The 6,768-nt window shown below is 66.4% G+C and carries 6 protein-coding genes; 2 read left to right on the forward strand and 4 right to left on the reverse strand.

Going from position 1 to position 6,768, the window contains the following annotated elements; genetic code table 11:
* Nucleotides 1-143: 143 nt before the first annotated feature.
* Nucleotides 144-956: a DUF2306 domain-containing protein gene (locus tag VI238_RS12735; protein WP_331651925.1), complete on the reverse strand. Its 813-nt coding sequence runs from the start codon at nucleotides 954-956 to the stop codon at nucleotides 144-146.
* 211 nt (nucleotides 957-1,167) lie between these two features.
* Between VI238_RS12735 and VI238_RS12740 the strand changes: the two genes are divergently transcribed.
* Nucleotides 1,168-2,250 (forward strand): helix-turn-helix transcriptional regulator, encoded by a 1,083-nt coding sequence (locus VI238_RS12740; RefSeq protein WP_331651927.1) that lies wholly within the window; start codon nucleotides 1,168-1,170, stop codon nucleotides 2,248-2,250.
* A gap of 91 nt (nucleotides 2,251-2,341) precedes the next feature.
* On the opposite strand, the gene VI238_RS12745 is transcribed toward VI238_RS12740, so the two are convergent.
* From VI238_RS12745 to VI238_RS12755, 3 genes are all read right to left on the reverse strand, one after another.
* Nucleotides 2,342-4,423: an alkaline phosphatase D family protein gene (locus VI238_RS12745; RefSeq protein ID WP_331651929.1), complete on the reverse strand. Its 2,082-nt coding sequence runs from the start codon at nucleotides 4,421-4,423 to the stop codon at nucleotides 2,342-2,344.
* A gap of 161 nt (nucleotides 4,424-4,584) precedes the next feature.
* The gene (locus VI238_RS12750; RefSeq protein WP_331651931.1) at nucleotides 4,585-5,574 is read right to left on the reverse strand and encodes a TerC family protein; all 990 of its coding nucleotides are present in this window, start codon (nucleotides 5,572-5,574) and stop codon (nucleotides 4,585-4,587) included.
* A gap of 109 nt (nucleotides 5,575-5,683) precedes the next feature.
* Entirely contained in the window at nucleotides 5,684-6,100 is a 417-nt protein-coding gene (locus VI238_RS12755; RefSeq protein ID WP_331651933.1) for a phosphate-starvation-inducible PsiE family protein, read from the reverse strand.
* A 431-nt stretch (nucleotides 6,101-6,531) separates the two neighbouring features.
* On the opposite strand from VI238_RS12755, the gene VI238_RS12760 reads away from it, so the two are divergent.
* Nucleotides 6,532-6,768 (forward strand): hypothetical protein (locus tag VI238_RS12760; protein WP_331651935.1); only part of this gene is annotated, 237 nt, incomplete at its 3' end.

Below are 6,768 nucleotides of genomic sequence, written 5' to 3' on the forward strand. Positions count from 1 at the left end.
CTTCGGGCCGCGCGTCACACAGCGTTGACTCGATCAGCAGCGGTCTTGATCGATGGGCGGTGCCCGGGATCAACTACCACCGTTCCCATTGGTCGGAGGCACTCGCTGACGGCTACCGAGCGCAAGCGTCCATGCCCTGCCGCTCACTGGGACGCTGCCAGCACCGGCATCCACATGAAGGCGACCGCAGCGGCACTACCGGCCAACGTCACGAGCGAAAGCAGGCCCAAGGTCAGTGCCATGGCGTACTTGGGTAGCGGCCGCGTCGATCGTTCAGCGCGCAGGTAAAGCTCCAGCACGGCCAGAGGCAACAGCCAACTGGCGAAGCTCACGCCGACGAAGACGGCGCCCTCGTAATCGATCTTGATTCCGAGCGGGGCCAATGCCAAACCCGCAAGCATGATGCCGATACGCAGGAACCATACGCCGTTGACCAACAGGAATGCGCGCAGCGCGTGCGCTCGATGGCGGGCGAAGTCGCGTCGAAGCGCGCTCCGCCACGCCAGCGTGGCGAAGGCGACAATAAGGAGTCCATTGATCGTGATCGAGAGATTGCTTCCCGGACCGAGCTGGGAGCCGCGGATCCACGTGAGGTAGAGGCCCGACAACGCAGCGACCAGGGCGATGCCGAGGAACAGGCGACCGTTCCAGCGATGCAGGTGTGGCCAGCGGCGACGCACGGCGGGCACCAACTGCCAGCCGCCGGCAAACGTCACCACGCCGCCCATCAGCGCATGGGCGATGAACTGGATGTTGCCGAACACGTCTCCGCGGACATAGCCGGTCACATGCGGCTTGTTGTTGAGCGCCGCCAGATCGCCGCCGAGCACATGGCCGCCGAAGAACAGCACGATGAACACGACGAAGGCCCATTGGCCCAGGGTCGCTGCAACAAACCAGGCGGAAGCGCCGAGGCGCAGAGCCTGCGCGGGAGAGACGATGCGGGGCGATGCCATGTGATGGGAACGTGCGGGAGAGGGGCTGCCACCCTGCCCGTCGACCGCCCGGTTCGTCTTGCCGATTCGCGAATCGGCCGGTCGAATGGCGCGGTGGCAAATCGTTGTTTACGGGAGGTTTATCGACGGGCACTGGCTTTGGACGCTGCGGTTCCTCCAAACTTGTCGTCGAACCGAAGGGGACGTTGCGATGCAAGGTTGGGCTGCCACGATGACCGTAGCTGCCGTAGTGACAGCCGTGGCGTCTCTGCTGACCTTGCTGTCGAGGAAGGACAAGCAGGACGCCGATATCCTGTTCGCGGTCGTCAGCGGGTCGTTGGCGATATCGTTGATGTCGCCGTGGATGGTGGGCGCGCCCGCGTGGTTGACATGGGCCGTCGCGATTGGCGGCTCATCCACGTGCAACGGCTTCTGGCTGGTGTCCCGTGCGCTGTTCCGCGGCGCTCCCGCCGTGCAGCTGCGACATGTCGGACTGGCGGTCAGCGTCGCGCTCCTCATCGCGATTCACCGCGGCAGCGCCATGCACGCCGAAGCGACCTCGACAGCCTTGCTCGTCGTGAACGATGCGTTGCTCACGTTCATGAGCACCTCCCTGCTGGCGCTGAGCTTCCTCGAGCCGCTGCGGGGCTGGTCCAGCCAATGGACGCGTTCCGAACGGCGGTTTCGACTCTCGTTCCTCGCCCTGTACGGCGCCAGCGTCTTATCCACGACGCTGCTGGGCGCGCTCGCCGATGCCTACCCCGCGCTGCAACCCGCGCATCGGGGCGTCGTCGCACTTTGCGCATCCTCGATGCTCGTGTTTACCCACTTCGCCTTGCGCTATCGTCGTCGCTCCCCACTGCCCTCGACCAGCCGCAGGGGTCTTTCATCGGAACAGGCGAAGACCGCTCCGTGCGAGGATGACGCACGACTGACGGCACTGCTGCAGCACAACCTGAACGTGCTGCAGGTGTATCGCGAACCGGACCTGAGGGTGGCCGAGTTGGCCGCCAGGCTGGGGACCGTCGAGCACCGCTTGAGCAAACTGATCACCCAGCGAATGGGCGAGAAGAATTTCAATCAGCTGCTCAATCGCTATCGCATTGCGCACGCTTGCAGGCTTCTGGCCATGCGCGAGGGACACGGGAATATCCTGCGCGTCAGCACTGAAAGCGGCTTTGCTTCGCTTGGCCCGTTCAACCGCGCATTCAAGACGCGGGTAGGTTGTACGCCCAGCGCGTATCGGGCGCGTTGCCTCGAAGGCGGGCTGCGAGACCCCGGCGGCAGCGACTTCGCGCAGCTTCGATTGGACTAGGCGAACTCGGCGCCGCGAGCAGCAGGCACTCCTGCTCGGGGCTGCACGCTGCGTCTCGCGCTGAATGCTCGAGCGGCCAGGACCTGGTTGCCTACGTCGACAAGCCCGCATCGCCTTCCACGACCACCTGCCGCATCTGCGGCTTCTCGCCCGCTTTCCACAACGGCACTTCGTGGCGGACGCGGTAGCGCAGCGGGCCGCCATCGGGGCTCGTGCTGCGTTCGATCGGGCGCGGGATGCAGACGAATTCGGTGACCATCGTGTCGGCGTCGACGCGCACGGTGGCGTAGCCGTGGCCGCCCATGTCGACGAAGCACAGGTGCGGGGCGAGGTCGGGGTTGCGCAGCGCATGCGCCTTCTGCAGGTCGCCGCTGCGCGCGTACTCCAGCGCCGAGCGCACGCCGTGGTGCATGAGCAGGTTGACGGTGGCCTGCGGCGGTCCGCCGCCGGGGTTGGCGACGTACAGCGGGCGCAGCGGGTTGTCCGCCTTGAGGTTGTGCTCGTTCGCTTCGGCCATGCCGGGCGAGCACAGCGAACCGCCGACGAAGGTGACGCCGACGGGTTCGAACGTTGCGGGCGGCAACGCTTTCGCCGCGTAGCCGGCCCAGAAGCTGTGGCGGTCGCCGGCGACGATCGCGAAGCCGGTGATGCCTGCATCGCGCACGGCATCGAAGATCTCGGCGCGCTCGTGGTACGTGCTGCCCCAGTCGCCCGTGGCCATGAGGCCGTAGCCTGCGCCCTTCCAGGCGCCGAGCGCGGCGGGGAGATGCTGCGGGTCGACGCGCCAGTCGGGCGTGCCGAGCGAGTTGCCCCAGATCTTCCAGGTCGCGTTCGCGCTGCGCAGGCGCTCGAGGAACCACGCCTTCTGTTTCGCGCCGAGGATCGTCTGCGGCGCTTCGTGCGCGCGGTAGTTGGCGACGCTCCGGTCGCCGAAGCGCAGCGTCGCCGGCGGATGGTCGTCGGCGTAAGCGCGGCCGGCGTCGAGCTGCGCCCACAACTCTTCGGGAACGAAGCCGAGAGTGTCGTTCTCGAACAGCGGGTTGATCTCGTCGTGGCTGCCGGGGTCGCGCGAGCGGAAGCTGTGCTGGTCGGTCACGATGAGGTCGATGTGCCGGCCCCAGCGCAACGCGCGATACGCGATGAGGCTCTCGATCGCGGCGAGGTTGTTGCCTTCGGTGCCGAGGCCGTCGTCGTCGAATGCATTGACGGGCGTGTCGACCACGTGCGGCGCATCGAACGTGTCGAGCTTCGAGCCCGGCGGCAACACGCGCGCGGGCTGGTATTCGAACCAGGCCTGGTTCGCGGCGACCTTCAAGGTCTGTGCAGGCACCCAGCCTTCGGTGCCGGGAAATTCCTGGATCGACTGCCAGCCCTGCCAGGAGAATTCGTGGTTGTCCCACATCGCGACGAACGGCCAGCGCGCGCGCGCATCCTGCAGATCGGGATTCCGCAAATACGCGTGGTAGGCGACACGATAATCCTCGAGCGAGTCCGGCACCCAGAAGCGATTCTTCGCGACGGGCTTGCCTTTCGGATACCTGATCGGGAACGTGATGCGGCGGTCGTAACGATGGCCGTCCTTGACCTGGTCCGGGTACTGCACGACTTCGTAGATGAAGTCGCCGAGGTGCAATACGAACCCGATGCGTTCCCCGGGCGCGGCGCGCTCGTCTTCCCAGATCATGCGCCGGTAGGCGTTGAGGTGGCCCTCGCAGATGTCCTGGCAACTGACGAACGCGAAGCGCGACGGTCGCGGATCATCGGGGTGCGGCGCGGTGATCGTGCGGCCGATGCGGCTGCCGTTGCCGTCGTCGTCGACGAAGCGGTACCAGTATTCGCGCGCGGCTTGCAGGTGGCCGACGAGCACGCGGCAGGTCCAGTCGGATGCGGCCTGCACGCGTGCGGTCGCCTGCGCGACCACGCGCGTGAACGCGGGATCGTCCGCGATTTCCACGCGCAACGTCGCGCTTTCGCGCCCATCGTCGTACGGACGTCGCGTCCACAGCAGTACGCTGCTGTCGTCGGGATCGCCCGACGCGACGCCTTGCGGATAGAGGTCGCGGCGCTCGCGCCAACCGCTCGACGACGGCCGCACCGGCGTGCAACCCCATGCGAGCGACGCGCCGAGCGCGACGGAGAGCTTCAGGAATTGTCGACGGCTCACGCTGGCCATGTCGTCCCCCGCAGCCGATCGCGATGATCGATGCGCGGGAAACTAGACCCGAATCGCGGATGGCGGAGCGTGCCGAAAGTACCGCCGCGATGTCCGCTTCGCCCCATCGGCATCGGCATCCGCGTGCGTCCTCACCCGGCAAGGATGCCGACTTGGCCGGGCTACTCGCTCCCGCTGCGCTTCTCCTCCGTCGCGGTGCGCGCCGGGCTCCCCGGCACCCAGCCGGTCGGCGGTGCCGGCGACGCGCCGCGCGTGCGCAGCAGCGAAAGCGCGATGGAGCCGCCGACGAGCACGCTGGTGATGAGCAGGGCGAGCTCGGTCGGCACGAACTTTCCGCCGTAGAGGTAGTTCGCGATCATCTTGAAACCGATCACGACGAGGACCAGCGACAGCCCGTACTTGAGGTAGACGAAGCGCGGCACGATGCCGGCCAGCGCGAAGTAGAGTGCTCGCAGGCCGAGGATCGCGAACACGTTCGACGTATAGACGATGAAGGGGTCGGTGGTGATCGCGATGATCGCCGGGATGGAGTCGACCGCGAACACCAGGTCCGTGAACTCGACCATCATGAGCACGAGGAACAGCGGCGTCGCGAACAGCAGGCCATCCCTGCGAATGAAGAAGTGCTTGCCGTGATAACCCTCGGTCACGCGGAAGCGCCGCCTGAACGCTCTGAGTACGATGTTGTCGTCGAGGTTCGGGCGCTGGTGGGCGACGACCAGCATCTTGATGCCCGTCACGACGAGGAAGACGCCGAACAGCACCGCCATCCAGGCGAAGCGCTGGATGAGCTGCACGCCCGCGAAGATGAGGACGCCGCGCATGATCAGCGCGCCGAGGATGCCCCAGAAGAGCACGCGGTGCTGGAATTGCGTCGGTACCGAAAAATACGTGAAGAGCAGGACGATCACGAAGATGTTGTCGATGCTCAGCGACTTCTCGATCAGGTAGCCGGTGAGGAAATCGAACCCGTCCTGCTTCCCGCGCAGCCAGAACAGGATCGCTCCGAACGCCAGCGCGAGCACGATGTAGGCAAGGCTGAGCCAGAGCGCTTCGCCGAGCTTGATGTCCCTCTCCTTGCGGTGAAGGATGCCCAGGTCGAATGCGAGGAGTGCGAGAACGAAGAGATTGAATCCGATCCACCATCCCATGTTCGATCCCACGGCACTGTCTCCCGTCGATGCTGCCGAAACCTGCGGCGCATGGCCGACATAGTGAACACGCTACGCCCGCCTGGGCCGTTCGATGCGAGCTGGACGATCAATCCGGGCGGTCGCGGCTGTCGCCGCCGCGCCGCAGTACGTAGAAGGCGAACGACAATGCGACCACCAGCGCGGCGATGCCCAGCAATGCCCCCGGCGGCAGCTCCTTCGGATCGAGCACGATGACCTTGCGTGCCACGGCGATCATGGCGACGGCCAGCACGGTCTCGATGTGGAACGTCCGTTCGACGATGTAGGTGCGCACCGAGTGCAGCAGTTCGATGCCGATGAGCACGAGCAGGAACAGCCCGAACAGATCGAGCAGCTCCTGGATCTCGAGCAGGAGCACCGGTGGCGTGATCACGTCCTGCACGAGGATCCATGCGAGCTCGATCGTGGCGAGCAGGACCACGCCGGCCATGAGTACGACCAGCACGACGACGATGAGGCGCTCGAACTGCTCCAGGTACCTCATGGCCCCTCCGGCATGTGCGTTACGGCCGTGATCGAAAAAGGGCGACAGTTCGTTGCCGCCGGCCGCCGGGCCGCATCGAGCGGGTCGATGGCGGATCGGATGATACGACTGTGACCGTGAAACATGCTGGATGTTCGGCCGACCGCCGCGGACACCCTGCATGAAGGTCGGAAGGAGTGGCCGGTGCGGCGTTGCCTCCCGGGACGGACGCAGATGGCGGCGGGCGTCGGGACGGCCCGCGTCGACGGCCGATTGCACGGCCGCCGCAACGGCCATGCGCGCACGACGTCTGCAGGCTTCGGCAACGGGCGTTCGACGCTGAACTCGGGCTGCACGCGTGCGCGGGAACCAGTTTGAATCGCGCCGCGTTGCCTTGATCGCCGCGCTCGGACGCCGCTAGCCTGTCGGCAGCGACGACGTCGGAGGTGGATATGGACCGAGACCAGGCCGAAGCACTGTGGCGACTCGAAGAGCAGTTCTGGACCGGTTCGGCGCAGTTCTACGAGGCCCAGCTCGCGCGCGAAGCGCTCATGGTGCTTCCGCCGCCGGCCGGCGTGCTCGACCGCACCGCGACGATCGAGTCCATTCGCTCCGGCGCGCGCTGGCGGCACGTTTCGATCGAGAAGCGCCGGGCCGCATCCAGCGGGCCGGCGACGGTGGCGCGCGCG

The sequence above is a fragment of the Dokdonella sp. genome (genome assembly GCF_036518555.1).
Taxonomy (GTDB): domain Bacteria; phylum Pseudomonadota; class Gammaproteobacteria; order Xanthomonadales; family Rhodanobacteraceae; genus Dokdonella_A.

What these genes read in the sequence shown, in the direction of transcription:
- VI238_RS12735 (WP_331651925.1), bottom strand. Translation starts at nt 956, where the DNA reads ATGGCATCGCCCCGCATCGTCTCTCCCGCGCAGGCTCTGCGCCTCGGC.
- VI238_RS12740 (WP_331651927.1), top strand. Translation starts at nt 1,168, where the DNA reads ATGACCGTAGCTGCCGTAGTGACAGCCGTGGCGTCTCTGCTGACCTTG.
- VI238_RS12745 (WP_331651929.1), bottom strand. Translation starts at nt 4,423, where the DNA reads ATGGCCAGCGTGAGCCGTCGACAATTCCTGAAGCTCTCCGTCGCGCTC.
- VI238_RS12750 (WP_331651931.1), bottom strand. Translation starts at nt 5,574, where the DNA reads ATGGGATGGTGGATCGGATTCAATCTCTTCGTTCTCGCACTCCTCGCA.
- VI238_RS12755 (WP_331651933.1), bottom strand. Translation starts at nt 6,100, where the DNA reads ATGAGGTACCTGGAGCAGTTCGAGCGCCTCATCGTCGTCGTGCTGGTC.